At 71.0% G+C, this 23,938-nt stretch carries 17 protein-coding genes; 9 read left to right on the top strand and 8 right to left on the bottom strand.

Features of this window, described 5'->3' with window-relative positions; translation table 11 throughout:
* Nucleotides 1–61 precede the first annotated feature (61 nt).
* Together WMF39_RS28545 and WMF39_RS28550 are read right to left on the bottom strand one after the other, a co-directional pair.
* Nucleotides 62–1,675, bottom strand: coding sequence for a DUF1552 domain-containing protein (locus tag WMF39_RS28545; protein WP_437739642.1), 1,614 nt, complete (start codon nucleotides 1,673–1,675; stop codon nucleotides 62–64).
* Nucleotides 1,672–3,453, bottom strand: a complete 1,782-nt coding sequence (locus tag WMF39_RS28550; RefSeq protein ID WP_437739643.1) for a DUF1592 domain-containing protein — start codon at nucleotides 3,451–3,453, stop codon at nucleotides 1,672–1,674. Before WMF39_RS28550 ends, WMF39_RS28545 begins: the two co-directional genes overlap by 4 nt.
* Nucleotides 3,454–3,850: 397 nt before the next feature.
* On the opposite strand from WMF39_RS28550, the gene WMF39_RS28555 reads away from it, so the two are divergent.
* Nucleotides 3,851–5,188, top strand: coding sequence for a glucuronyl esterase domain-containing protein (locus WMF39_RS28555; RefSeq protein ID WP_437739644.1), 1,338 nt, complete (start codon nucleotides 3,851–3,853; stop codon nucleotides 5,186–5,188).
* A 147-nt stretch (nucleotides 5,189–5,335) separates the two neighbouring features.
* Here the strand turns inward: WMF39_RS28555 and WMF39_RS28560 are convergent, their stop codons facing one another.
* Nucleotides 5,336–6,145: a Uma2 family endonuclease gene (locus WMF39_RS28560; protein WP_437739645.1), complete on the bottom strand. Its 810-nt coding sequence runs from the start codon at nucleotides 6,143–6,145 to the stop codon at nucleotides 5,336–5,338.
* A gap of 206 nt (nucleotides 6,146–6,351) precedes the next feature.
* Nucleotides 6,352–6,723 (bottom strand): hypothetical protein, encoded by a 372-nt coding sequence (locus WMF39_RS28565; protein WP_437739646.1) that lies wholly within the window; start codon nucleotides 6,721–6,723, stop codon nucleotides 6,352–6,354.
* A 445-nt stretch (nucleotides 6,724–7,168) separates the two neighbouring features.
* Between WMF39_RS28565 and WMF39_RS28570 the strand changes: the two genes are divergently transcribed.
* Complete coding sequence (locus WMF39_RS28570; RefSeq protein ID WP_437739647.1) at nucleotides 7,169–7,633, top strand: hypothetical protein; 465 nt, start codon at nucleotides 7,169–7,171, stop codon at nucleotides 7,631–7,633.
* Between the two features lie 209 nt (nucleotides 7,634–7,842).
* Here the strand turns inward: WMF39_RS28570 and WMF39_RS28575 are convergent, their stop codons facing one another.
* Nucleotides 7,843–10,209 carry a hypothetical protein gene (locus tag WMF39_RS28575; RefSeq protein WP_437739648.1) on the bottom strand — a complete coding sequence of 789 codons (2,367 nt, stop codon included), beginning with the start codon at nucleotides 10,207–10,209 and terminating at the stop codon, nucleotides 7,843–7,845.
* A 332-nt stretch (nucleotides 10,210–10,541) separates the two neighbouring features.
* Here WMF39_RS28575 and WMF39_RS28580 point away from each other — a divergent pair, with 332 nt between their 5' ends.
* Entirely contained in the window at nucleotides 10,542–11,900 is a 1,359-nt protein-coding gene (locus WMF39_RS28580; protein ID WP_437739649.1) for an SGNH/GDSL hydrolase family protein, read from the top strand.
* A gap of 324 nt (nucleotides 11,901–12,224) precedes the next feature.
* Nucleotides 12,225–14,162, top strand: coding sequence for a PAS domain-containing hybrid sensor histidine kinase/response regulator (locus WMF39_RS28585; protein WP_437739650.1), 1,938 nt, complete (start codon nucleotides 12,225–12,227; stop codon nucleotides 14,160–14,162).
* Between the two features lie 66 nt (nucleotides 14,163–14,228).
* Here WMF39_RS28585 and WMF39_RS28590 read toward each other — a convergent pair whose 3' ends face one another.
* Entirely contained in the window at nucleotides 14,229–14,684 is a 456-nt protein-coding gene (locus WMF39_RS28590) for a GFA family protein (protein WP_437739651.1), read from the bottom strand.
* 135 nt (nucleotides 14,685–14,819) lie between these two features.
* Between WMF39_RS28590 and WMF39_RS28595 the strand changes: the two genes are divergently transcribed.
* Nucleotides 14,820–15,809 carry a helix-turn-helix transcriptional regulator gene (locus WMF39_RS28595; RefSeq protein ID WP_437739652.1) on the top strand — a complete coding sequence of 330 codons (990 nt, stop codon included), beginning with the start codon at nucleotides 14,820–14,822 and terminating at the stop codon, nucleotides 15,807–15,809.
* A gap of 99 nt (nucleotides 15,810–15,908) precedes the next feature.
* Here WMF39_RS28595 and WMF39_RS28600 read toward each other — a convergent pair whose 3' ends face one another.
* Together WMF39_RS28600 and WMF39_RS28605 are read right to left on the bottom strand one after the other, a co-directional pair.
* Complete coding sequence (locus WMF39_RS28600; RefSeq protein ID WP_437739653.1) at nucleotides 15,909–16,520, bottom strand: hypothetical protein; 612 nt, start codon at nucleotides 16,518–16,520, stop codon at nucleotides 15,909–15,911.
* Nucleotides 16,521–16,648: 128 nt separating this feature from the next.
* Nucleotides 16,649–20,098, bottom strand: a complete 3,450-nt coding sequence (locus WMF39_RS28605; RefSeq protein ID WP_437739654.1) for a protein kinase domain-containing protein — start codon at nucleotides 20,096–20,098, stop codon at nucleotides 16,649–16,651.
* Nucleotides 20,099–20,617: 519 nt separating this feature from the next.
* Here WMF39_RS28605 and WMF39_RS28610 point away from each other — a divergent pair.
* From WMF39_RS28610 to WMF39_RS28625, 4 genes are all read left to right on the top strand, one after another.
* Entirely contained in the window at nucleotides 20,618–22,339 is a 1,722-nt protein-coding gene (locus WMF39_RS28610) for a multicopper oxidase family protein (RefSeq protein WP_437739655.1), read from the top strand.
* Nucleotides 22,340–22,358: 19 nt separating this feature from the next.
* Nucleotides 22,359–23,066 carry an SCO family protein gene (locus tag WMF39_RS28615; RefSeq protein WP_437739656.1) on the top strand — a complete coding sequence of 236 codons (708 nt, stop codon included), beginning with the start codon at nucleotides 22,359–22,361 and terminating at the stop codon, nucleotides 23,064–23,066.
* Complete coding sequence (locus tag WMF39_RS28620) at nucleotides 23,063–23,446, top strand: hypothetical protein (protein ID WP_437739657.1); 384 nt, start codon at nucleotides 23,063–23,065, stop codon at nucleotides 23,444–23,446. The genes WMF39_RS28615 and WMF39_RS28620 overlap by 4 nt, the downstream gene beginning before the upstream one ends.
* A gap of 175 nt (nucleotides 23,447–23,621) precedes the next feature.
* Nucleotides 23,622–23,936 carry a hypothetical protein gene (locus WMF39_RS28625; RefSeq protein WP_437739658.1) on the top strand — a complete coding sequence of 105 codons (315 nt, stop codon included), beginning with the start codon at nucleotides 23,622–23,624 and terminating at the stop codon, nucleotides 23,934–23,936.
* Nucleotides 23,937–23,938 lie beyond the last annotated feature (2 nt).

The raw sequence follows: 23,938 nt of genomic DNA on the forward strand, positions 1-23,938 counted from the left end.
AGAGCGCCGACGGCGCTCTCGTGCACGTGCTGGCCCGGGACTGCGGCGACTTTCGGTCGCCTCACGCCTTGATGGCGTCGAGCTCCCCCGGCTTGCTGATGCCAGGCCCGTCGGTGACCTTGCCTGCGCCGTCGGTGGTGAACGACGGGCCGCTGCCACCGAAGCCAACCGCGACCGCATCCGAGACGCCGAAGCGATCGACCGGAGTCCAGTCGGGCGTCCCGGCGCCGAGCGCGTTGATCAACGTCGTGTAGAGCTTGTTCAGCGGGACGGTTCCGCCCGACGAGCCTGTGTTGCCGCTGTTGTTCTCGCCCTCCGTGCCGCTCGAGCAGGTGGCTTCGCTGTTGCCTGCCTCGAGCTTCCCGCCCGCGACGTTCACCGAGACGCCCTGCTTGAGGTAACCGCCCGCGCTGCCGGCGATCACGATGGGCAGGTTGTTGTTGTTGTGCGCGTTGCCGTCGGCGAGCTCGGGCAGCCACATGACCGCGGAGTTGTCGAGCATGGTGCCGCCCCCCTCCTCGATGCTGTCGAGGGTCTTGACCAGCTTGGCGTACCGCCCCGCGTACCAGCGGTCGATCTCGTGAATCTGCTCGATGACGCCGCTCACGCACTGGCCGCCGACAGCGGCGCTCCCGTTCCGGTGCGAGAGCCCGTGATGATCGTGGGTGTGCGCGATGCCGTCCCACTTGAACGTCACGAAGCCCGGCCACTGGAGCACGATGGAGCGGTTGTTGTCGCACATCATCGTGAGAGCGATGAGTCGGATCATCATCTCGCTGCCGAGCGTGTACACCGTCTCGCTGTTGGGGAAGCCGCCGCCGCGAGCCGGGTAGCCCGCCTGCGTGAGGGCGGCGTCCGTGACGCCGAGCGCGGTCGCTGACTCCGCGGTGCAAGCAGAGGGGACGACCCGCTGCTCGGTCTCGCGGAGCAGGGAGAGCCAGTCGTCGATCTTCTTCCGATCGGCGCCGCTCATCTTGCGGGCCTTGTAGGCGTTCAGATCGCGGCTGACCAGATCGATGATGCTCTCGCCGCGAGCCACGCGATAATCCGCTTCCGTCTCGGAGCCGCTCACGAAGAGCCCGGTCAGGCTGCTGTACACCGTGCGCGCGTTGGTCACGGGCGCGTACGGCGTCTTCGGCGCCGAGTACGACACGATGCCCTTGACGTTCGTGAAGGCATTGCCGACGGAGAGCACGAGCGGGACCTTGTTGGTGCCCGGGTTGAAGCGCTGCGCGATCTCGTGGTCGAGCGAGTGCGACAGCGCCCAGTGATCCCCGGTGGGATCGAGGGGCGCGCAGGTCAGCTTGCTGCCCATGCCCTGATCGTGGGGATCGAAATATTCCGTGCCGTCCACCTTGTTGTTGAAGCCGTTCAGCGGCATCGCGAGCCCACGCGGGAAGAGCAGCTTCGACGCGAAGGGCGCGAGCGCGGCGAGGGTCCGGGGCTTCCCGTCCGCCTGCGTCGTCTCCAGGGACGCCGCGGTGACGTTCCCGGCCCCGTTCTCGATCCCCGTCGGGAACCACCGGTTCGTCAGGCAACCGTTGTTGGTGTAGAAGATCACCAGGCGGCGCGGCGACGGCGCCTCCTGCGCTCGCGCGGAGCGTCCGAGCGAATTCAAGAAGGGGACGGCGAGCGCCGCGCCACCAATTCCGCGCAGGAACAGTCTTCGGTTCACGGCTCCACCTCCGCCTGCAGGGCACGAACTCGGAACGATTGACTCTGTGTGAGGTCTGCGATGAGGTCGAGCACCGTGTAGCCGCCCTGGGTGAGCTTGGCGGTCAGCTCGTCCACGGTGCAGGAGTCCTCGTTGTTCAGCTCGCGCTGGTAGGCGAACGAGACCCACTTTCGCACGTAGCACTTGTGCGCTGCCGGGGAGCTCGCGATGGCCTCGGAGAGCGCCACCGGGCCATCGACCGCCACGAGGTCCTCGCCCACGCCGACGTCCACCCGTGTGTCGATGGGCACGCCCGAGAACGATTCGGTCTGCTGGAAGGCGCCCACGGCGTCGTACGCCTCGAGCGCGAAGCCCGCCGGGTTGATGTACGTGTGATGGCAGAACGCGCAGGAGTCTCCCGCCGTCTGCGCGTCGACCCGAGCACGGTTGGTCGTGAGGCTCGCGTCCGTGGGCAGCGGCGTGCCCTCCACCATCGGGGGCGGCGGCGGGATGTCCGCGCAGAGGACCTCCTTCTGCAAGAACGCGCCGCGCAGGATGGGCGACGTCCGGTCGTACCCCGAGTGCGACACCAGGAAGCCCAGGCGGGTGAAGAGGCCAGAGCGCTGCGTCGGGTCGAGCTCGACCGGCACGAGCTCCGCGCCGTTGAACTCCGCAGGATCCAGGTCATAGAGCGGCGCCAGGGAGGCGTTGACGAAGCCCACCGGCGTGGTGACCAGATCCTGGAACGTCCCGGCCTGATCGAAGACCACGTGCTCGATGAAGCGATCGGTCTCCTCCGACAGGAGCGGGATCATCGACGCATTGAAGTCCGGGAAAGCGGCCGGATCACGCTGGATGTCCGACCAGCGCGTGCCGGGGCCCATGTGAAGGTAGAGCTCGTGGAAGGCCTTGACCATCCCGCGGCTCTTGGGATCCGCGAGCATTCGCTGCGCCTGCGCGAGGATCTGCTCCGGCGTCTGCAGCGCGTCTTCGTCTGCCGCGGCGAACAGCTCCTCGTCCGGCATGGTTCCCCAGATCAGGTACGAGAGGCGCGACGCCACCTCGTGGCTGTTCAGCACGAAGTACTCGCCCTCGGGTTTCTCGTTGATCTCGGCGCGCATCAGGAAGGAGGGCGAGAGCAAGAACCCTTCGATGATCAGCTGGGCGCCGTCCTCGAACGAGCCGGTCGGCGTGAGCGCCTGGCGGCGGGTGTAGAGGGCCTGGAAGAGCCCCCTCTCCTCCTCGGTGAGCGGCCGCCGGAAGGCGCGCCGCCCCAGCGTATCGATGAGCTGGTTCGCGCACGCGGTGCCGTCGCCTGCCGGCGTGCACGGGATGGTCTTGGCGCGCGCCCTGGGCTCTGCCATCACCGCCGCCGCGACCGTCGCTGCGGCGGTCTTGTACCCGTCCCACGCGCGCTGATCGACGCTCCCGACCCCGTCCGGCGCGAGCATCGACGACGGCTGGTTGTCGATGCCGACCAGATCGCGAATCGTGTTGTCGTATTGCGCCCTCGTCAGACGCGGCAGCGCCGACGTTCGCGGGACGCCCGGCACGCACACCGTCGGCTCGACGCCGGGGCCGCCCCCCGCCGAGCCGTCCCCTCCGGCGCCGTCTCCGCTGCCAGACCCGTTGCCAGAGCCGCTCCCAGGCCCGTCGCCAGAGCCGCTCCCAGGCCCGTCGCCAGAGCCGCTGCTCGCCTCCGGGTCGTCGCCGCCTATCATCGCGGTGCAACCGCCCATGGCTGCATAACTCGCCGTGAGCAGCACAGGAACGATGAACCGTCTCGCCCACGTGTTCATAGAACTCACCTCATCCGAGGGGGCTCTCACATCGAGCATCGCCCAGACATCAGGATGCCTTGTCGCGGGTCGCAGATCACGAGTTTTCTCGTATTTTCGTCTTGGCGCAAGTTTGCTTTCGCCCGGCAAATCCGCTGGTTTGCAAGGCGCCGGGGCGAGGCGCGTGAGTAGAATTTCGACTTCTCTTGTGATACAGCAATTATTGCATGAGAGTGGCATGATATTGTGAGCGCTCACATGGACATCGACATACAGCGGACAGCGCCACGCGACCCAATGCGCTCTTCGCGCGAACCGGACCACGCCTGCGCAGGAGCGGCCGGACACGCTCTCGGCGCTGCTCCGCTGAGCAATTCGAGCGGTCGCGAACCAAACCAACTTTCGGGCATCGAGGACAATGAGAAAAATTCTTCTGGCTCTGCTGTTCGTGTCGATCCCCGGCTGCGGTGATGATCCCTCCGACACCACGACGTCGACCGGCGGGGACAACAGCGGCGGATCGGGCTCTTCCGGTAGCTCGTCGGTCTCGGGAGGGGGTGGGAGTGGATCCACCGGTACGGGCGACCCAGGCGGCGTCGAGGACAGCGGCGTGAGCTGCCCCGCGCCGACGTTGCCTGCCGCGGCGTCTCTCCCTGTCTACGAAACGCATCAAGATCCGTTCACGATGCTGGATGGATCGCGCATCACGAAGAAGTCGGAATGGGCATGTCGACGCGCCGAGATCAAGGCGCAGGTCGAGGAGTACGAGTCCGGACCGAAGCCCGCGGTGTCCAAGGACGACGTGACGGGGGAGTTCTCGGGGAACAAGCTGACGGTCGGCGTCAACGAAGGCTCGAAGAGCGTCTCCTTCTCCATCGACATCAACCGGCCTGCCGGGGCGCCCTCCGCTCCGATTCCGCTCCTCATCAGTCTCTATGGCTTTGGCAGCGTGACCCTGGACGCGGGCGTGTTCAGCCAGAACGGCGTCGCGACGGCCCTCTTCAACAACAACGACATGGGCGCGCAGGGCGGCGGCGGCACGCGTGGGACGGGGATCTTCTATGACCTCTACGGCAAGGACCACCCGGCCAGCTCGATGATCGCGTGGGCCTGGGGCATCAGCCGGATCATCGACGCGCTGGAGAAGACCCCCGCGGCCAACATCGATCCGAAGCGCATCGCCGTGACGGGTTGTTCGCGGGATGGAAAGGGGGCCCTCACGGCAGGAGCGTTCGACGAGCGCATCGTGCTGACGATCCCGCAGGAGTCGGGCGCCGGCGGCTCGGCGAGCTGGCGCGTCTCACAGGCGGCGAAGGACGCCGGGGAGAACGTGCAGACCCTCTCCCATGCGGCCGGTGAGCAGCCATGGTTCCGTGAGAGCTTCGGCGCGAACTTCGGCAACAAGGTGACGACGCTCCCGTTCGATCATCACATGGTCATGGGTCTCGTCGCTCCGCGCGCGCTGCTCGTCGTCGACAATCGAATCGATTGGCTCGGCATCGACAGCACCTTCACGGCCGGGGCCATCGCCCACGCGATCTGGGAGGGGCTAGGCGTGCCCGACAGGATGGCTTACTCACAGCTCGGCGGCCATGAGCACTGCCAGTTCCCCGCGCAGCAGAGGGCGATCCTCGAGGCGTACGTGAAGAAGTTCCTCGTCGGGGGAGGCACCGACGACACCAACCTGCTCGAGAGCGACGGGGCGAAGGCCGACCTGAGCCGGTGGATGACGTGGACGCCTCCGAACCTCCAGTGACCGCAGGGCTCACCGGTCGCGGAAGCCGAGCCAGACGGCCACCTCCGGCGCAGTGCGGACGGCGAGCTGGAACGTGGTCCGGCGCTTCCGGCGAAGTCCACCTAGCTTCCGAGATGGTCCTGGACGCCTTCCGGCCGAGCGGGCGCCTCATCCCGGGGAGCGTCGCCGCGTCTTCCGCTTCCCTCGGGCTTGCGCCAGCTCTGCCCGCAGCGCCTGCACCTCGGCCTGCAGCTTGTCGTTCGCTTCGCGCGCCTTGCTCTCGGCCTCGCGCGCCTTGCTCTCGGCCTCGCGCGCCTTGCTCTCGGCCTCGTCCGGCGTCGGCAGCAGATCGTGGCCTTCGCGGTCGCGCGCCAGCCGGAGCATCGGGCCGAGCGACTGGTCTTGCACGACGGTCCACCAGAGGCCCAGCGTCTCGCAAGCGCGCAGATCGGGGTCGCCGGACGCCCGCTCCACGAGATCGCCCTCCAGGGCGTCCCAGACGCGGATCGGTCGCTCTCGATCCTCGGGATCGAAGCGCACGACCTCCGGGATGCCCGCGGCGCGGTAGCGCTCGAGCTTCTCGTCCCAGTCGGGCTCGCCCTCGTCCGAGTCGCTCACGATCTCGACCCCGAGGTCGGGCGCCCCGTGCAGCCAGATCTTCCAGGTGCGGAAGGTCCGATGAGGCATACCCAGCCGGACGAACGCGTCGGGGGCGAGGCGCTTCTTCGAGGTCCTCGGGTCCCAGTAGACGAACTGGTCGGAGCCGAGGGTCGCCGTGTGCGCGAGCTCGCGCTTGAGGATCAGGTACAGCGCGGTGCGGAGCTCCAGGTGGCGGTTCGTCTCGGGCACTTCTTCGGCCTCGGGGAAGTACACCGGCTCGGGCGGGCGGCTGTAGACATGGGCCCCCATCCGCTGGCGGGGCGCGGCGATCGGACGAGCTTCAGCGGGCGGGCGGGCCGCGGATTCTACGGCTGACATGGCCTGCCTCGGAGAATACCACGACCGCCGCTGCTGCGGCATCGACAGGCCGAGGCAGCGGCTGGCGGGCGACGGAACGCACCTCGGGGCGCCGTCGAGCTCCGGAGCGGATCGAGAGAATCGTGCCCACCCGAGCACAGCGCGGTGCTGTCGGCATTCCGAGATCCGTGGTCTGCGGTGCGGTGGTGGGTGGGCAGAGGCGTCCCTCACCCTTCGCGTGCCGCGAGCGCTCGCGTCGCAGCATCGCTCAGATAGCCGACCACCGCCTCGATCTCGCGGAGGAGCCACGGGAGTGTCGGCCCCGCGTCGATGCGCACCACGCGCGGCCTGCCCTGCGCGTGCAGCGTCGCAGTGAGCCACGGCTTCTCCAGATCGACAGCGATCGAGCGCACCGAGATCCCGGGCTCGAGTTCGTCGAGCTTCGCCAGCAGCGGGGCAGCCAGGCGAAACGCCTCCTCCGCAGAAGCACCGCGCAGATCGACGCCCGGCCCCGCGAACGGGCACCCCGCGGCGTCCGTCGCTGGCACGACGCGCACATGCACGTCCGCGAACCTCAGCTTGAACGATCGAATCCGCATCGCCGACCACGTGCCTACAGACAATTGATGTTCGCGGCAATGAAATCTGCGGGCACCGTCATGAGACGACGAGTATGCATACCGTCGCGCGCGTGAGGGCCGCGCCCGATCCGCCTTGCACGCCGGCCCGCTGGACGATGGTGCTGCGACGGAAGGCCGCCGGAGTGCGCGCGGCCTCAAGCTCCGCACGGCTTCATCACACCTCTCGCGGAGGACGCGATAGACGTCGCCCGGGATGCGGCGAGAACCGAAGTGACCTGCACGGAGAGGGACGAACTGCGGACCGTGCGAGGAGCTGTATCGGCCCTCCACCCGCCGCTCGGAAGGGGGAGAGTCAGCACGGGGATTGGCTTGCATCGAGGATAATCTTGGCTACCATGCGCGTCTCAGGACGGCGGCGCGCTCCGAAGTTCGCGAATAGGTGGGACGGACAAGGAGGAACAACGTGGAGCAACACTCATGGAAGAGGACGGGACCTCATCGTCTGGCGATCACGAGCATCCTTCTCGTCGCGGGGGCTCTCGTCTTCGCGTCAACGGCGAGCGCCGGCCGCGGCAGAGATCATCCGGGGTTCGGGTTCACGGAGGCCGATGTCCGAGGACGCTATGTGTTCTCCCTCCAGGGAGAGGCGGGCGGTACTCCGGTAGCGTCCGTGGGATTCTTCGTCGCCGACGGCACTGGGAACATCACCTTGGGGAGGCGAACGGTCAGCTCCGAAGAGGGCATTGATCGACAGACGTTCACGTGTACGTATGAAGTCGAAGACGACGGCACCGGCAGCGCCGTCTGCACCATCGATGATGGGACGAGAGAATCGTACGATTTCGTCCTGGAACGCCAGGGGAACGCGGCTCGCTTGATTCGTACGGATCCGGGCTTCGTGGTGCTGGGCGAAGCCTCGCGGAAGTAAGAGGCGCCTCTCTAAAACCTCCCGTCGCCAGGCAGCCGAGGACGGGCGCATCGCGTCGTTCCTCGTCGCCCTACTTCAGTAGGGTTCCTCGTCGCGCCTAGCGCTGCACCCGCCCTCGGCTGGCAGGTGGACGGGGAGGCGAGCACGCACACGGGAGACGAGACGGCAGACAGCAAGCCCGCTTGCGCGACCGCGCTGCGCTCAACCCCTCAGCCGCCCGCGACTTCCAGCATCGCCCGCAGGAGCGGCGGCGTGCGCCGCGGATCGCAGGGCGCCTTCACCGCCCGGCCCGCGACGACCGCGCTCATATGGCACGTCCCTGGCCGCGGCAGGTGATCCATCCAGTAGAGATCGAGCCGGTCGTCCGGCGCGAGCCGCCGCACCATCGGCTCGAGCGGCAGCATCAGCCCCTCGCGGAAGCGGGCCAGATAGACCACGTTCGACAGGCGAACAGGGGAGTTCAGCCCGATGCGCCGCCGCGTCCCGGACGCGTACGGGCCCGTGTGATCGATGAACTCCACCGTCTGGAGATCGCCGTAGAGGTCCGGCTCCGTCTTCTCGACCGTCACCAGCGTCCACGCGCAGAGCGGCCGCTGCGCCCGCAGGAGCGCGCGCGTCATCTGCTCGAAGTCGGGCAGATCCGCGGCCGCCCGCGCCTCGGTGTAGTGGCCGTGCGCGAACTGGTTGCGCTCGGCCTGCATCAGGTTCGAGAGCGTCTCGAACGTCTGGTTGTGCGACAGCTTGACGTCGAGCACCTCCCTCGCCATCGAGCCGATCGGATCGTCGCGATCGCCGAACGCCCGCGCGGCCGTGCGCGCGAGCTCGCGCCACGCGCCGAGCGCCAGGCCGTCGCGCGTGCGCGTGCGGCCGTGGAAGTCGAGCAACGCGCCCCACCCGGGAGGCGCCCCGCCCGCGCCCGGACCGCTCGCGCCCGCGCTCCCCCCGCCCGCGCCCGGCCCGCTCGCGACGCCGCTGCGCGCCGAGGTCGGGGGCGCGCTGCCGCCGCTGAAGAAGGCCGAGACGAGCACCGTCGCGATGAAGCGCCACGTGCCCTCGAGCACGTCGAACAGCATCTTCACCCGCTCGATCGCGCTCGACGCCCCGATCGCCGCCCGCACCCGCCCCGCGATGGGATAGGGCAGGCCGCCGCTCAGCGCCGAGAGCACCCCGTGCGGATCGCCGCACTCGCGCGAGATCTCCGCCGCCCGCGCGCCCGCGTCGGCGTCGTGCAGGAGCTCCCACGACAGGGTCCGCGCGTGCTCGACCCTCCCGTCCAGGATGGGCGGCCGGCCGTGCCAGTCGCACTGCACCGCGCTCGCCATCACCGCCGGATCCGCCTTGCGGGGCACACACGCGGCGACCACGCCGGGCGCGAGCGGCGCGATCAGCGCGGCGGCGCCCGCGTGGGTCGCGACGACCGCCGCGAGCTCCTGCGCGAGCGCCCCGATGACGTGCGGCCCGACGCCGCCGAGCGCGCTCTGCTCCTCGATGCCGAACAGGACCGTCGCCCGGCGCCCGCTCCGCGACGCCTCGATCACCTCGAACGGCGCGGCGAAACGCGCGCTGGCCGCGCCGTCGCGGAGCTCCACCACGGGGGCGGACGCGCCGTCCACGCCCGCCGCGCCGCGCTCGCGCTCCGCCGCGAGCGACGCGCCCCGCTCGCGCTCCGCCGCGAGCGACGCGATCGCGTGCAGGCCGAGCTCGACCTCGCGGCCGGCGACGTCCGCCTCGCCGGCGACCGTGAAGTAACCGCACGCGAACGCCCCGAGCCCCGCCGCCTCCGCGGCCTCCAGGGCCTGCCGGGCCGCGGCGGCCGCCTCCGCGGCGCCGCCCCGCACGAGCACCACCGCCGTGCCGTCCGCGTCGCCGACCGGCCGATCCGGCCACAGCCGGTGCACCGCGACCAGCGCGGCCGCCGCGCGCGAGGGCGCGCCCGCCTCGATCGGCCGCAGCAGGACGAGCGCGCCCTGGCCCTTCCGCGCGAGCAGCGACGCGCACTCCTGCTCCAGCCCGGCGCGCGCGAGCAGGCCCGTCGCCGGGTCCACCGCCCCGGCAGGGACCGACAGCGCGGCGTAGCGGCGGTCGAAGAACGTCGCGCGCATGCCGCCGACGCAGACGAAGGTGCCGTGCACGAGCGGCGACTCCTCCCCGCGCGCGAGGTGCCGCGCGCCGACCTGCACGGGCACGCTGCACTCCTCGCGGCGGCGCAGCCACCAGCGCACGCCGTCGTGGCGCAGCGAGGCCGCGAGCCGCGACGCCACGTCGGGGTAGACGAGCTCGTTGCGCTCGTCGCCCACGTGCTCCACGCGGCCGAGCCGCAGCGCGCCGACCGGCTCGAGCCGGAGCTCGTGGAGGTAGCCGTCGCGCCCCTCGATCCGCAGCCGATCCGGCGCGGCCACCTCGCCGCGCCACAGCGAGAACCCGGGCGCCTGCGTGAGCCAGAGCGTGGCGCCGCCCGCCGCGACCGACCGCAGCTCGGCCCCGGGCGCGCCCTCGGGGCCGCTCGCCTCGACGGGCGCGGGCGGGACGCTCTCGCCCGCCGGAAGGTCCCCGCCGCTGTCTCGTCCGCCCGTCACGCGTCCCTGTCCATGGTGATCCCGCGAGCCGCGTTCCCCGAGCATCCGGGGGGCCCCTCGGGCGATTACCGCACCGCGCCACGGCAAATTCAACGCAAATGCGCTGGGGCGCATTCCTCGGCGGCCTCTCTGCACCGCCGCGCGCCGCCCGCCGCGGCTTGACGCCTCCGACGCGTTTGCATTTCCTTCCTCCGCGCCGGCAGCCCGCCCTCTGGGCGCGCTCATGGCGAAACCGACAACACAGTCCGAGCGGATCCAGGCGAAGCGAGCGCGTTGCGACCGACGAGCCAGGGGGTCTTCCGCGCTCCACGCCAACAACCGGGAGAGAGCCGATGGCAGATAGACAGAGACATCACGGGGTCAGCTCAGCGCGCCGCGACGCCCGGCGCTCCTCGCTCGAGCTGCTAGCGAAGGTCGGTCGCTCATCGCGGGTCTCCCTCGTCGCCGCGGTGGTCGCGCTGATCACCAGCGCGCCGGGGCGCCCCGCGCTGGCCGCGGACAAGGCGCCTGAGGGGCGATGGGTCGCTGGATGGCACAGCAGCCCGACGCCCGGCGGCACGTTCAACTCGCAGGATTGTCCCTCGGACGTCGGCCTCGCCGACCAGACGGTCCGGAACATCGTCCGCGTGAGCGCCGGCGGGAGCTCGGTGCGCGTGCGCATCTCCAACGCCGGCGGCAGCGAGCCGCTCAAGGTGGGCTCGGCGTCGGTCGCGCTCTCGGCCGGTGGAGCCGCCACGGTCGCGGGGAGCTCACTGCCGCTGCGCTTCGGAGGTCAGACCTCGATCGTCATCGCCGCGGGCGGTGAGGCGGTGAGCGACCCCGTGGCGCTGAAGGTCCAGCCGCTGCAGGCGCTGGCGGTGAACGTCTACCTTCCGGGCAAGACCGGGCCGATCACGCAACACTACTTTGCAGCACAGGACAACTTCCTCGCCTCGGGCAACCAGACAGGGAACGGCGCCGACAAGCAGTTCACACGGAAGATCTCGTGCTGGATGGCCGTGTCGGGCGTCGACGTCAAGGCCTCGCCGGACGTCGTCGGCACCCTGATCACGCTCGGCGATTCGATCACGGATGGATACCTGTCGACCAAGAACGACAACCATCGCTACCCCGATTACCTCGCGCAGCGCCTCGCCAGCCGGAAGGGGCCGACCCTCGCCGTGGCGAACGCCGGGATCATCGGGAACGAGCTGCTCACCGTCCGTCCCCAGCTCCAGTTCGGGTACCCCGTCCCTGCCCGCCTCGCGCGCGACGTGCTGACCCAGCCGGGCGCCCGCGCGATCATCTTGCTCGCAGGCATCAACGACATCGGCGACCGCTCCGCCAAGGCCGCGGATCTGATCCCGGCGATCCAGCAGATCATCCAGTCTGCCCGCGCCGCCGGGCTCAAGATCTACGGCGGCACCCTGGTGCCGTTCGCCGGCTCGAACGGCACCTACAAGGGCGACTACGGCACCGCCAAGGGGGAGCAGGAGCGGCAGAAGCTGAACACCTGGATCCGCACGAGCGGCGCCTTCGACGGGGTGATCGACTTCGACAAGGCCCTGCGCGATCCGGCCGATCCGAGCCGCCTGCTCCCGGCCTACGACGCGGACAAGCTGCACCCGAACGACGCCGGGTACCAGGCGATGGCGAACGCGGTGGACCTGGACGCGATCATCAACGCCGTCGTCAAAGCGACCTCCCCGTAACCAAGGGCGGCGGCGATCCGTCGCGATCGCGTGCGCCCCGCGGAGCTCGCGGTGGCTCGTCGCTCCGCCGCCGTCCGTCGCTCCGCCGCCGTCCTCCGCTGGCACGCCGGGCGCGGCGAATCCGCCCAAGGTGCGCATACCCGACGCCTCCGGCGCGCACGCATTCGAGCCCCCGCGCGCCCGCGCCTTCGCCGGGGGGAGCATCGAAGATGCAATGATTGTCTGTAAGCCCTACACATGATAAGTGGCGTTACCATTCCCGTCCGCGCGCCGATCGAGCCGCCCGGGACGAACGAGATTGTCCTGGTCGGAGGCGATCTGACTATGAGCTCTGACGACGGCGATCAAGGGGACTACAGGAAGCTCGCCAACGCGCTGCCTCAGATCATCTGGACGTGCGACGCCGAGGGACGCCTGGATTGGGTCAACGATCGATGGACCGAGCTCACCGGCCTCGGCCGCGAGGAGTCGCTCCGGGACAAGGGCGCGCTCGCCGCCGTGCACCCCGACGATCGGGCGCACGTACAGCGGTGCTTCGCCGAGGCCCTCTCCACCTCGAGCACCTGCGAGATGGAATACCGGCTCCGCACCCGGGCGGGTGTCTATCGCTTCCACCTCGGCCGGGTGGTGCCGATCCGGGGCGACGACGGCAAGGTCACGCGATGGGTGGCCGCCGTGTTCGACATGCATGATCAAAAGGAGGCCGAAGCGCTCGCGCGAGCGCGCGCAGATGAGCTCGCGGTGCTGATGGATGCCGTCCCGGCCGCGGTGCTCGTCGCCCGCGACCCAGGCTGCCAGGAGCTGCACGGCAACCGCGCCTTGCACGCGCTGCTCGGGAGCGATCCGGGGCAGAACCTGGCACGGACGGCCCTGGGCGCGGGAGACGACGCGGGAGACGACCGCGGCTTCAAGGTGCTGGTCGACGGCGTGAACCTGCCCCCGGGGGAGCTGCCCCTCCAGCGGGCGGCGCGCGGCGACGAGGTGACGCCCCACGAGATCGTGCTCGAGTTCCCGGACGGGCGCTCGATCCACCTGTACGGCGGGGCGGTGACGCTGCGCGAGCCGAGCGGCGAGCCGCGCGGCGCCATCAGCGCGCTCGTCGACGTGACGCGGCTCAAGGAGACAGAGGCTCGGCTCCACGAGGTGGCGCGCCAGAAGGACGAGTTTCTGGCGCTCCTGTCCCACGAGCTCCGCAATCCGCTCGCCCCCATCCTCACGGCGGTCCAGCTGATGGAGCTGCGCGGCAACGTCGCGACGCCGCGCGAACGCGAGGTGATCGCGCGCCAGGCGCAGCACCTGATACGGCTCGTCGACGACCTGCTCGACGTCGCGCGGGTGGCGCGCGGCAAGGTCACGCTCTCGAAGAAGTGGCTCGAGCTGGCGAGGGTCGTGGAGCAGGCGGTCGAGGCGACAGAGCCTCTCCTGGCGCAGCGAAGGCACAAGCTCACCTTGTCGGTGCCGACCGAGGGCCTCCCGATCGAGGGCGACGAGGTCCGCCTCACCCAGGTGGTCAACAACCTGCTCACGAACGCCGCGCGCTACACCCCGCCCGGAGGCCACATCGAGGTGACCGCCCGCCGCGAGGGCGGCGATGTCGTGCTGCGCGTCCGGGACGACGGCGAGGGCATCGATTCGAGCCTGCTGCCCCACGTGTTCGAGATGTTCGTGCAAGGGGAACGTGGCTCGGACCGAGCCCTGGGCGGGCTCGGCCTCGGGCTGTCCCTCGTGCGAACGCTGACGATGATGCACGGGGGCGTCGTGAGCGCGAAGAGCGCCGGCGTCGGTCGAGGCAGCGAGTTCACGGTGCATCTTCCAGCGGCGGCGGCCCCGCCCTCGGCGGCGCCCGAGGCTCGCCCGCCTCAATCGCGGCCGCCGCAGACGCGGCGCCGGCGCGTCCTGGTCGTGGACGACAACCGAGACGGCGCCGAGCTGATCGCGGAGATGTTGAGCAAGAGCGGCCACGAGGTGCGCATCGCTCACGACGCGTCACGCGCGCTGTCGCTCGTGGACGCCTTCCGGCCCCAGATCGCCATCCTCGACATCGGCTTGCCCGTGATGGACGGCTACACGCTCGGGCGCGAGCTCCACACGCGCCTCCAGGACGCCCCGCCGATCCTGATCGCCCTCAGCGGTTACGGCCAGGACAGCGACAAGCGCAGCAGCGACGCAGCGGGCTTCCGGCTGCACCTCGTCAAGCCGATCGACGCCAGGGTGCTCGTCCCGCTGCTCGACGGGCTCCCCGACGACGCCGGGGGGCGCTGAGAGCCGCTCACGCCGAGAGCGCCGTCGCCATCGCAGCGGCGAGGCCGAGCCGCGGCGCGCCCCGGCTCAAGCCACCTTTGCGGCGGAGAACGGATTCACGTACGTCGTGGCGCCGATCTGTGCCCAGGTGTCGTGGCGCCCGTCGAGGTACACCACCGGGACGCCCGTGAGGTCTGCGTCGTCGAGGCAGTTCAGGTTCACGGAGCAGAACTCCCCGCCGAGCTCCGGGATGTTTCCGTGCCCGAAGACGCGGATACCGCAGGTCTTGCAGAACCGGGCATGGCCGGCCTCGAACCGCGAATAGTCGCCGAGGACCTCCTCGCCGGCGAGCAGGCGGAAGGCGCTCGGCTTCACGATGGTGCCCCACCACCTCGTCTTCGTGCAGATCGTGCAGTTGCACTGCGTCGTCCCGGCGCTCGGGTCGAAGTCGGCCTCGAAGCGGACGGCGCGGCAAACGCAGCTGCCCTTGTAGGTCCGGATGCCGGCGGTGGTCGTTGTGTGCTCGGAAGCGGCGTTGCTCATGGGCGGTGGCTCCAGGGATGGGGGGCGGGGGCCGTAGGGCTCGTCGAGACGCGCCTTCGGACGCCTCGCCCGCGGGATGAGAGGAAGCTAGACTGGATTGCGGACAGATTCGGTCCGCAAGGAGACAGGCGACACATGGTCCAGACGTCCGCGCGGCTGCTGAAGCTCTTGTCGCTGCTGCAATCCCGGCGCTTCTGGACGGGCGGCGAGCTGGCCCGCGAGCTCGCGATCACCGAGCGCAGCGTCCGGCGCGACGTGGACAGGCTCCGGAGCCTCGGGTACCCCGTCCACGCGGCCACCGGCATCGGCGGCGGATACCAGCTCGGCGCCGGGAAGGAGCTGCCGCCGCTGCCGCTCGAGGACGACGAGGCCGTCGCCGTCGCCGTGGGGCTGCGCGCGGCGGCGACCGGACCCGTAAGGGGGCTGGAGGAGGCGTCGGTCCGCGCGCTCGGGAAGCTCGAGCAGGTGCTCCCCAAGCGGCTCCGGCGCAAGGTGACCGCGCTGGGCGCCGTGAGCGTGCGGCTGGGCGACAGCGGCCCCACCGTCGACGCGGACGCGCTCGCCGCCATGGCGAACGCGTGCCGCGACGCCGAGGTCCTGCGCTTCGACTACAGCAGCCACAGCGGCGCCGCGAGCACGCGCGCGGTCGAGCCGTACCGGCTCGTGCACACGAGCCGCCGCTGGTACCTTCTCGCGTACGATCTCCAGCGAGACGCCTGGCGGACGTTCCGCGTCGATCGCATCCAGGGCAGGCCGAAGGCCGCGGGCCGCTTCAAGCCGCGCCCGCTGCCCGCGGAGGACGTGGCCGCCTACGTGTCGAGGTCGGTCTCCACGGACGCCTACCCGATCCGCGCGCGCGTGACCGTGCACGCCCCCGCGCAGGCCGTCTCGGAGCGGCTCTCGGGCGTGGCGGGGCGCATCGAGGCGCTTTCGCCGGACCGCTGCGTGGTCCACACCGGCGGCGGGAGCCTCGATGCGCTCGCGTTCCACCTCGGGTTCATGGGGTTCGAGTTCGAGGTGCACGAGCCCGAGGAGCTCATCGAGCAGCTCCGCCGCCTGGCCGAGCGCCTCGGCCGGGCCGCGGGGCGGAGCGGGGCGGCGGGAGAAGGCCCAGGCGCGCGGTGAAAGGCCGGAGTCGCCACGCCGCGCCTGCGCGGGCGAGAGGCATCCTGAAGAGGTGGGATCTGCCGGCGCCGAAGCGCGCACGGTGAGCAGGTCGCGACGTCAGGTCCAGTTGCAGAACTCGAGCGAATCCGGGTCCGATGTGACCTGGACTTCCACTTCAGAGCAGTCGACAGGCTCGTAGGAGTCGAACCCCTCGCCCTGCGGCGCCGCGACGCACTTGCCGCAGCCGAACCCGGCCGGGAAGCTCTCGGACCAGCCGAACCCCTGGCCGGAGTCGTCGCGCCAGACGATGACGTGCCGCGAGCTCACCCCGAGGAGCGCTGTATCGAGCACGTCGGGGTCGATCTCGCCCCCGGGCATCTGGGTGCCCGGCGCGAGGAGCATGACGAAGCCCATGCCGACACCGTTGCTGTTGAGCGCCTCGCGCGGCGGCGCCGACCCGAAGCCGACGGTGAACGTCGCGCCGGAGAGGCTCCCCTCGCCGAAGTTGAAGCCGTAGTCGGGGCTGGACGAGCTCACGATCCAGACGGCGGCCACCACGGCGCCCTCTGGAGCCGTCTCCCCCGTGATCGGTCCGGTGACCGCGAATCCCCCCGCCCCGCCGCCCTCTCCGGTGCTGCCGCCCGGGCCTTCCTGCGTGTCATCCGAGCATGCGGGCAAGGCAAACATCATCCCCATCAACCCTGCGAACACCCATCGTGCGCTCTTCATATCCACCATCGAGCACAGCGCGCTCGATAACGGAAGCGAACCGCACTGTTTCCAGGGCGCGAAATCCTGCTCGATCCGCCCCGTTCACCCATGTTGAAGACCTGTCCCCTCACGCGACGCGGACCGGCTCACTCCGAGAGCGCCGCCGCGATCGTCGCGTCGAGCCCGGCGCCCCGGCCCTCGAGGAAGCGCGCATCGTCGACCGCCTCCCCCAGCGCCGCGCGCGCGGCCTCGACGCACGCCTCGAGCGCCGGCCGCTCGATGGGCGGCACCGGCGTGCCGATGGCCTCGCGGAGCGCCGCGGCGCCGCCGAGCAGGCGCGCGCCGCGCTCCGCCTTCCCCGCCCGCACCGCCGCGCACGCCAGCGCCTCCAGCACGCTCGCGGAGCGCCAGAGATCGCCGAGCTCCCGGTGCAGCCGCAGGCTCGCCCGCAGGCGCCGCTCCGCGAGGGCGAGATCGCCGCGCTCGATGGCGATGAGGCCCAGGATGTTGCTCGTCCAGGCGATCCCCTCCTTGAATTTGACCTGCCGCGACAGGCCCTCGCTCTCCTCGCAGAGGCGGACCGCCTCGCCGAGCTCCCCGCGGTAGAACGCCGCGCAGCCGAGGTAGAGCAGCGCCGTCGCGGTCCCCTCGCGATCGCCCGCGCGGCGGAGCTCCGGCAGGGCGAGGCGGCACGCGCCCTCCGCGCGCGCGGTGTCGCCCGAGAGCCACGCCGCGAAGCCCGAGTAGCCGAGCGCGCGCGCCGCCTCGAGCGTGTCGCCGCGGCGCGTGGCCAGCGCGAGGCTCTCGCCGTGCAGCGTGAGCGCGCGCGCGTAGTCGCCCTGCTCGCGGGCGACGCTCCCGAGGATCTGGATCACCGACGCGAGCCCGCCCTCGTCCCCGAGCTCGCGGTAGAGCGTCGCGCCCCGCTCGAGCAGCGCGCGCGCCTCGCGGTAGTCGCACTGGAGGAGCGCGAGCCTCCCCGCGCCCCGGAGCGCCGACGCCACGTGCTCGGGCGCGACGCCCCCGGCGCCCGCGAGCGCCCGGCCGAGCCACGCGCGGCCCTCCTGGTAGTGCCCGTGGATGTACCAGAACCGCGAGAGCGCCGCGGCGAGGCGCACCGCGGCGCCCGCGTCGGCGCCCGCGAGCGCGAGCTCCAGGGCGAGGCGGAGGTTGTCGTGCTCGAGATCGAGCGCCGCGAGCCACGCGGCCTGCTCGGTCCCGCCGAGCGCCTCGGCCGCGCGATCGGCGAGCTCCAGCGACAGCTCGACGAAGCGCCGGTTGCACGCCTCGGCGGCGCCCTCCTCCGCGAGCCGATCGAGGCCGTACTCGCGGAGGATCGTGAGCATCTGGAACCGCGGCTCCTCGCCCGCGACCTGGAGCACGAGGCTCTTGTCGATCAGCGACTCGAGGATCCCGAGCGTGTCGAGCGCCGGATCGCGGGAGGCGCACATCTGGTCCGCCATGGCCAGCGAGAAGCCGCCCGCGAACACGGCGAGCGTGCGGAAGGCGAGCTGCTCCTCCGGATCGAGGAGGCCGTAGCTCCAGTCGATGGCGGCGCGCATGGTCTGCTGGCGCTCGGGCAGATCGCGCGCGCCGCCCGTGAGCAGGCGGAACGAGCCCGCGGGCGCGGAGGAGCGCCCGGCGGCCCCGCGGTCGCCGAAGCGCGCGAGCAGCGCCGCGGGGGTGAGGACCCGGAGGCGCGACGCGGCGAGCTCGATCGCGAGCGGCAAGCCGTCGAGGCGCGCGCAGATCTCCACGATCTCCGCGGCGTTGTCGGGGCCGAGCTGGAAGCCGGGCTTGATCGCGGCGGCCCTGCGGCAGAACAGGCTCACCGCCGAGCTCGCCAGCGCGGCGTCGACCGTGACGTCGCGCGGCTCCGGCACCTCCAGCGGCGGCACGACGTAGCGCCGCTCGCCCGAGAGGTTCAGCGCGGCGCGGCTCGTCACGAGGAGCGAGAGGTGCGGGCAGCTCGCGGCGAGGTGCGCGATCGCCGGCGCCGCGGCCGTCAGGTGCTCGAGGTTGTCGAGCAGGAGCAGCAGGCGGCGGTCGCGGAGGAACTGGACCACGCGCTCGAGATCCGGCCGCGCGCCGCCCTCGCCGAGGCAGAGCGCCTGCGCGATCGCCGAGGGCACCAGCGCCGCCTCGCGCAGCGACGCGAGGGGCACGAAGCAGACGCCGCCCGGGAACACGGGGACGAGCTCCTCGGCGACCTGGAGCGCGAGCCGGGTCTTGCCGGTGCCGCCGACGCCGGTGAGCGTGAGCAGGCCGGCCTCGGGGTCGAGCAGGAGCGCGGCGATCTCGGCGCGCTCGCGGGCGCGGCCCACGAACGGCGTGCGCTGGACCGGCAGGTTGTGGCGCGGCCGCTCGGCCTCCGGCGCGCCGAACAGGCCGAGCGGCGGCGTGCTGTGGGAGCCGGGCGGCGGCGGCGAGGTGCCGAGCGGCGGCGTGCCATAGGAGCCGAGCGGCAGCGAGGTGCCGGGCGGCAAGGTGCCGTGGGGGCCGAGCGGCGGAGCGCCGTGGAGGCCGGGCGGCGAGGTGCCGTGGAGGCCGGGCGGCGGCAAGAAGCGGTCCGAGTCGCGGTGCGCGCCGCCGGGGAGCGCCTGGGGCGGGGCCTCGACCGTGCCCGCGAGCTCGATGGTGTCGGTGCTGAGCATGTCCGCGGGCACGCCGCCCCCGGGCGACGCCGGCAGGCCGGCGCCGGGCGGCTCGGCGGCCGCCGAGGAGCCCTCGAGCGCTGCGCGCAGCGCGAGGCTCTGCTGGCGGACCGAAGGGAAACGCCCGGCCGGGTCGCGGTCGCACGACCGCAAGAACCACGCGTCGAACGCGGGCGGGAGCCACCGCCAGCGCGTCGACGGCGGGTAGAGCCGCATCACGAGGAGCGCCGCCATCAGCTCGGCCATGCTGTTCGCGGTCCAGTAGATGTCGCCGGTCAGGAGGCGGACGGCGATGAGGCCGATCGCCCACACGTCCGCCGCGGGGCCGATCTGGTCCGAGCGCCCGCGCGCCTGCTCGGGGGCCATGTAGATGGGCGTGCCGATCGCCGTGCCCGTGGCGGTGATCCCGCCCGACGCGCCGAGCGCGCCCGGGTCGACCGCCTTGACCAGACCGAGGTCGAGGATCTTCACGCGCTCCCGCCCGTCGTCGCCGATCGCGAGGAAGAGGTTCGCGGGCTTGAGATCGCGGTGGGAGAGGCCCCGCGCGTGGGCGAGCTCGAGGGTCTCGGCGACCTCGCCGAGCCAGCGCTGCACCTCGCCGGGCGAGCGCCTGCCCTGGGTGGTGACGAGCTGCTCCAGGTCGTGGCCCCGGAGCAGCTCCATCACCAGGAAGGGGGCATCGTCGAGCTCGCGGGCGAAGCCGGCGTCGAGCATGCGCACGAACCCGGGCGCGTCGAGGAGCCGCATGGCCCGGATCTCGCGCTCGAACCGGGAGGCCGCCGCCGTGCCGGCCGCGTGTGTCCGGAGCAGGACCTTCACCGCGACCTGACCGCCTCCGTCGAGGTCGTCGGCCATGTACACAACGCCCGCGCCACCGCGGCCGATCTCGCTCAGGAGACGGTAACGGCCACCAAGAACGAGCGGGCAATCCGGAGAGAGCATGAGGCGGCCGCGACCGGGACGAGCTCGGGAGGGGCCACGGCGGCGGCAGCTTACCACAGGGGGCGCCGACGCCCCGCCATCGGCGGTTTCCGTCCCACCGTGAGGTGTCCTCGGGAGAGAGAGCGGCGCCCGAGCTCCCGCTCGGCATGTTCGCCCGGGGCTCTCACGTGGTCTCCGCGACGGAGCCCGGGTTGGGCGAAGCCGCTCCTTCGGATCGGCGCAAGTCCCACGGCAACGCATCGCGTCATTCACCGGCGCCGCACGCCTGTGTCACTTGAATGTTATCTGCAATCACATTGCGAATAACACTTCTCCAGGAGCATCGATTGGCGGTATAGGAAGCGTGCGCTTCAAGGCGTCGAATCACGAGGAGGCGGGGCGATCGCATTCGCACGCTGGCGAGCACGCGCTCGGCCGCCGGGCGTGCGTCGTTGCGCGCTCCTGGCCGGTCATCGCCGCGCCTGGCCGGGATCTGCGGCAGCGCGTGAATCGCTCGTGTCATCCGCTCAGGAGAAATGGATGCGACTGCTGAAATACAAACCTAGCAAGCTGGCCGTCACCGCCCGGAGGAACCGACAGGAGCTCATCCAGGCCGGCCTCACCCGGCGCGATCTCGTCAAGATGGGGCTCATGGCGGGCAGCGGGTACCTGGTCACCAAGAGCGGGCTGAGCGCGCGCGCCAGCGACGAGCCCGAGAGCCCGCCCACGACGCCGTGGTCTCAGCCGCTGGTCGTTCCGCCCGTTGCCTCCCCCGTCACCTTGACGCCGGCGCCGGCGGAGCTCGCCGTGACCGGGGAAGCGCCGCGGGCGGCGCACCCGTTCTGGACCCGCTTCTTGCCCCAGAAGAAGTACGAGCTCCGGGCCCAGGTGTTCCAGCACAGCTACCACCCTGAGCTGCCCTCGAACACGGCGTGGGGCTGGGGCGGCACGTTGCCGGGCAAGACGATCATGGCGCGTTATGGCGAGCCGATCTCCGTGCGCTTTCACAACGAATTGCCGGCGCTCTCGGCGCACGCGGGCTTCGGCCGGCCCGAGGTCTCGACCCACCTGCACAACCTGCACACGGCGCCGCCGAGCGACGGCTTCCCCAACGATTTCTACGCCACGGGCCTGTTCAAGGATCACCATTACATCAACGCGTACGCCGGCTTCGACACGCCCGCGTACTTCCCGCTCGGCGACCCGCGCGAGGCGCTCGGCACGCTCTGGTATCACGACCACCGCGCCGATTTCACGTCGCAGAACGTCTACCGTGGCCTCGCCGGCTTCTATCTGCTCTTCGACGACGTCGACTCGGGCGACGAGGGAGACACGAGCCCGACGGCGCTCCGGCTCCCGAGCGGCGAGTACGACGTGCCGCTCCTGTTCACCGATCGGGTCTTCGACGAGGACGGCCAGATCTACTTCGACATGTTCAACTTCGACGGCATCCTGGGAGACAAGTTCCTCGTCAATGGCAAGATCCAGCCATTCTTCAAGGTCGCCCGGCGCAAGTACCGATTCCGCCTGCTCAACGGCGGGCCGTCGCGCTACTACCGGTTCTACCTGAGCAACGGGGCCAACTTCACGATCATCTCGAGCGACGGCAACCTGCTGCCGGCGCCCATCACCGCGCAGAGCGTGCGGCTCGCCGTGGCCGAGCGGGTCGACGTCATCATCGATTTCACGAACGCGGCAATCGGCAGCAACATCATCCTCGAGAACCGCCAGGCCCAGGACGACGGGCGCGGGCCGGATGAAGACATCCTGCCCGCAGGACAGGGCAATGCCGTCCTGCGCTTCGAGGTCGACCGAAACGCCCCCGACCCGAGCCAGGTGCCCGCCACCCTGCGCCAGCTGCCGCCTGTCATCCTGAGCGAGGTCGTCGCGACGCGCACGTGGGAGCTGGAGCGAACGAACGGCGCGTGGGCCATCAACGGCCAGTTCTACGACCCGAACGTCGTCCGGGCGAACCCGACCCGAGGCACCGCCGAGATCTGGACCTTGAACAACTCGTCGGGCGGGTGGTCGCACCCGCTCCACATTCACCACGAAGAGTTCCGGATCCTCAGCATCGACGGCGCGCCGCCGCCGCCGCGCCTCGCCGGGCGGAAGGACGTCATCGACGTGGGTCGGCTCACGGGCTCAGAGATCCAGATCTTCCTGCGGTTCCGCGATTATGTCGGGCGCTACGTGATGCACTGTCACAACACGCTCCACGAGGACCACGCGATGATGCTCCGCTGGGACATCATCCCCTGACCGGAGCCGGAGACGCCGTATGTCGAACCGTGTCCGGATGCTCCGCTGGGGCCTGTACGCGCTGTGCGCGCTCGCCCCGGCGGCCTACGTCATGGCCAGCGAGGGGCTCCCGGCGAAGCCGCGGACGGTGGCGCGCTTCGCGCCCAGCCCGGGCGGCTTCGGCGCCGACTACTTTCCCGACGTGACGCTGCGCACCCACGAGGGAAACGAGGTTCGCCTCTATGACGACCTCCTCAAGGACAAGGTCGTCGTCATCAACTTCATGTATGCGCGCTGCGAGGGGATCTGCCCGGGCACCACCGCCAACCTGCGCAGGGTGCAAAACAGGCTCGGGGACGCGGTCGGCCGCGACGTCTTCATGTACTCGTTCACCCTCAAGCCCGAAGAAGACACGCCCGACGTGCTGCGCACGTACGCGGCGGCCCACGGCGTCAAGCCGGGCTGGCTCTTCCTGACAGGGAGCGCCGGCGATCTCGATCTCGTGCGGCGCAAGCTCGGCTTCGTCGACCCCGATCCGGAGATCGACGGGAGCGCATCGTCCCATATCGGCGTGGTCCTGTACGGGAACGTGGCCCACCAGCAGTGGGCCGCGTGCCCCTGCCTGACGAACCCCGACGTCATGCTGGAGCAGATCCTCTGGATGCTCCCGCAAGAGAAGCGCCCCGGCATCGGCGTCGCGCCCCGCGCGCCCGCCGAGGTCAGCCAGCTGCCGCCGGCCCACCCGTGACGCCGCCGCGATACGCCCTCGCGAGGCTCGCGCTCGCCCCGCTGATGACCCTCCTCGCCTGCCGCGGCGGAGGCGAGGACGGCGCCCGCTATCACAGCCGGGGCGTGCTCCGCAACATCGCGTATCCGGACGGTCAGCGGGTCTTGCTCATCCATCACGAGCCGATCCCCGACTTCGTGAGCCGCGACGGCCGCAAGAAGGGCATGGCCTCGATGGCGATGCCGTTCGGCGTCGCCCGAGAGGTGTCGCTCGATGGCCTGGCGCTCGACGACACGATCGAGTTCACGTTCGTCGTCGACTGGGAGCGCTACCCGACGTCGCTCGTCACCGACGTCAAGGAGCTGCCGCCCGGCACGCCTCTGCAGACATCGCCTCCCTGACGCGCGCCGCGCGAAGCGCTCCCTCGCGTTGCGGGAAGCAGGTATGCTCGGCGCCGCGTTGGAGGGATGGCGCCGAGCACCAGCGAGAGCCCGCGCTCCGGCGCGACCCGCGGCCACGGCGCCGGCGCTCCGCGGCCCGGAAAGCCGCCCCCGCTGCTCGCCAGGAGAGAGCTCCATGACCAGCACCGATGACAAGAGCGACGTGTTCCTCATCCCGATGCCCGGCAAGCGCGTGGCGCGCATCCCCGTCGCGGTCCTCGAGCGCTACCTCGACGAGGCCACGCGCGTCGTGCACGACCCCGCCGAGCCGGAGAGCGACGTGACCGCCCACGGGATGTCCGTCGACCCCGCGACGGGCGCGAGCGTCTGGCACACCGAGTGGGAGCTCGGCCCTTGCGACTACACCGACGAGAGCGGGTTCCCGCAGAGCGCCTACGCCTGGCACCGCCACCCGCTCGGGACCGAGTACACCGAGATCTACCAGAAGTGAGC

The sequence above is a fragment of the Sorangium sp. So ce1504 genome, assembly GCF_051521635.1.
Taxonomy (GTDB): Bacteria; Myxococcota_A; Polyangia; order Polyangiales; family Polyangiaceae; genus Sorangium; species Sorangium cellulosum_B.